Annotated in this window: 1 protein-coding gene; it reads right to left on the bottom strand. The window is 63.9% G+C overall.

The annotated features are described in order from the left end of the window. On the bottom strand, positions 1–2340 hold a 2340-nt coding region (locus RMO25_RS04335), incomplete at its 3' end, for a PAS-domain containing protein (RefSeq protein ID WP_309661376.1). Between the last annotated feature and the right edge of the window lie 82 nt (positions 2341–2422).

Here is a 2422-nt window from a genome sequence, read left to right as displayed (position 1 = left end):
TACCGTCAGCGTGACCGTGGTCCCTTTCGACTTCTTCGACGTCAGCTCAACCGTGCCGCCGTGCGCCTCGATAAACTGACGGGTCAGCGGCAGGCCGAGGCCAAGCGCCGCTTCGCCGCGCACGCCCGCTTCCTCGACGCGGTCAAAGCGATTGAACACACGCGGCAAATCCTTGGCGGCAATCCCCGAGCCATTGTCGCTGATGTGGATAACGACCTGGTCCGCGTCGCCATTGGCCTTGAGCACAATGCGGCCCTTGCGGTCGGTGTACGCGATCGCGTTGTGCAACACATGCTCGATCGATTCACGCAGCCGCCGAGCGTCGCCGGTGACAATTCCCGTCGATTCGGAAATCTCGCTGGCCAGCGTTTGTGATTTTTCCGCGGCGCGCGGTTGCGCGGTCTCAACTGCCGCCCGACACAGCCCCGCCAGATCAACCCGCTCATGTTCGATGCTGACTCCGCGAGCATCGCCGGTGGTAAGGTCGAGAACATCGTTGACGAGCTTGGCGAGGCGTCCGACCGATTCCTCGATCGCGCCAACATAGTCTACGGCTTTGGCCGACAGCTTGCCCGCATAACCCGCCGCCAACATCTCAGCGAACCCCCCAATCGAGGTCAACGGTGTTCGCAACTCATAGCTCATGTTGGCGACAAAGTCGGTTTTCACCCGGTCGGCCGCCTCGAGTGCGGTCGCGCGTTCGCGCAAAGCCGATTCAATCCGGGTCGAATCGGTCACGTCGACCATCGTGAACAGCGCGTTGCCGTCCGGCAGCGGCACGGCCGCAAACTGGAAATGACGGCCGTCGGTCATCGATAGGCGCCCGCCCGCACCCTCGCGCTTGCTGGTCGTCTGGCGAATCTGCTCGCGAATCTGCGCGGCGGCGGTCGGATTAACCAGCTTGAGCGCCATTGCCGGCACCAGTTCATCGACCCGTGGGTGTTCACCCAACCACTCCTCGTCGAGATCCCAAACCTGGCAAAAGCGACGGTTCCACAGGTACAAGCGGCCATCGCTGGCGAAGACGCTAATGGCTTCGAACAGATTGTCGAACGTCGCCGCGCGAACCCGCAGTAGAGTGTCGCGCGCGGACGCCAGGCGCACTTGCTCGGTGCGGTCCTCCAGGAACAGGCGCAGCCCACCGTCGGGCAATGCCTGGGCAACCACTCGCAAATGGTCGCCGTTGGCCAGCATCCATTCTTCCTCGACAACTTCGTCGGCGCTGCTGAACCAGGCCCGCCGCTCCTCCTTCCACGCGGGGAAATCGCGGGTTTCGGGAAGTCGGTGGTTTTCGCGCATGCGTTCGAGCACGCGATCGAATTCCGGGCGCTCCGACAACCATTCGGGATCGAGCTGCGCCATCACCGCGAACGGCTGATTATAGAAGTTCAGCGACCGGTCGGCGTCAAACTGGGCCGCGCCCGCCGTCATCCGGTCGGATAGCTCGCGCTGCGAATGGATATGGCGAGCAAGCTCATAGCGAGCGTCTTCGAGGTCCTGAATGTCGATGGCGAAACCGGCCACCGCGCCGGTTTGCAGCGGCACGTTGACGATCCGCAGCATGCGCCGTTCGCCACGGATGATCGCGGCCTGGTTGCGCGACTGGATCTTGCCGGCTTCGACCGCTTGTCGCGCCGCGGCATGCGCACCATTGTCGCCGGGTTCGTCGATCAGCTCGACCTCCCGCCCAATGACATCTTCGGCATCGCGCCCTTCGACCGCTTCGACAAAGGCCTTGTTGACCAGACCGAGTTTGAGATCGGGGCCGCGGAACCACATCGGGAAAGGCGCCGATTCGATCAGGTGCGTCAGGCTGTCGAGCGCCCCCTCGGTCTGGCGCAGCCGCAGCAAGAGTTTGGATCGCTCCTCCTCATGGGTGCTGGTGTCGAACAACCATAGCAGCAAAGTTCCGGGCAACCCGGGTGGCGGCGCTGGGCCACCCCGGACTTCGAACACGCGGCGCGATCCTGCCGAACGGACCTTGCGCTCAACCTTGCCGCCCGACAGCGCGGCCGCTCGGATATCGTCGGCCAGCGCATCAAGATCATCCGGCCCAAGGCCGGCGTTGTCGGCGGCGAGATCGCGGAGCTTGGCCGGCGCCTGTTCCAGACCAAGATCGCGGAGTAGTCGCGCATCAACCTCAATGCGGCCATCGGGATGGACTAACAGCGGCTTTGCCGGCGCGACATTGAGCAAACTGGCCATCATTTGAGCCGAAGCGATTGTTGCGCTTGCCCGGCGGACTCGCCTGGCAGCGGCAATCGACACGGCGACCGCGACGGCGATCCATAGCGCTGCCAGCGCGATGGCAATCCAGGCCACGCCGGGGAACTCGATCATTCCTTAGGTGCCGCCCGATCCCATCCGCCGGTCATAGGACGCCACGACTTGCAAAAGAAAGGGCGAGGTGTCGGTGACACCC

The organism is Sphingomonas sp., assembly GCF_031361285.1.
Taxonomy (GTDB): domain Bacteria; phylum Pseudomonadota; class Alphaproteobacteria; order Sphingomonadales; family Sphingomonadaceae; genus Sphingomicrobium.
The sequence above is the reverse complement of the archived record's forward strand: the minus strand, read 5'-3'. Positions and strand labels throughout refer to the sequence as shown.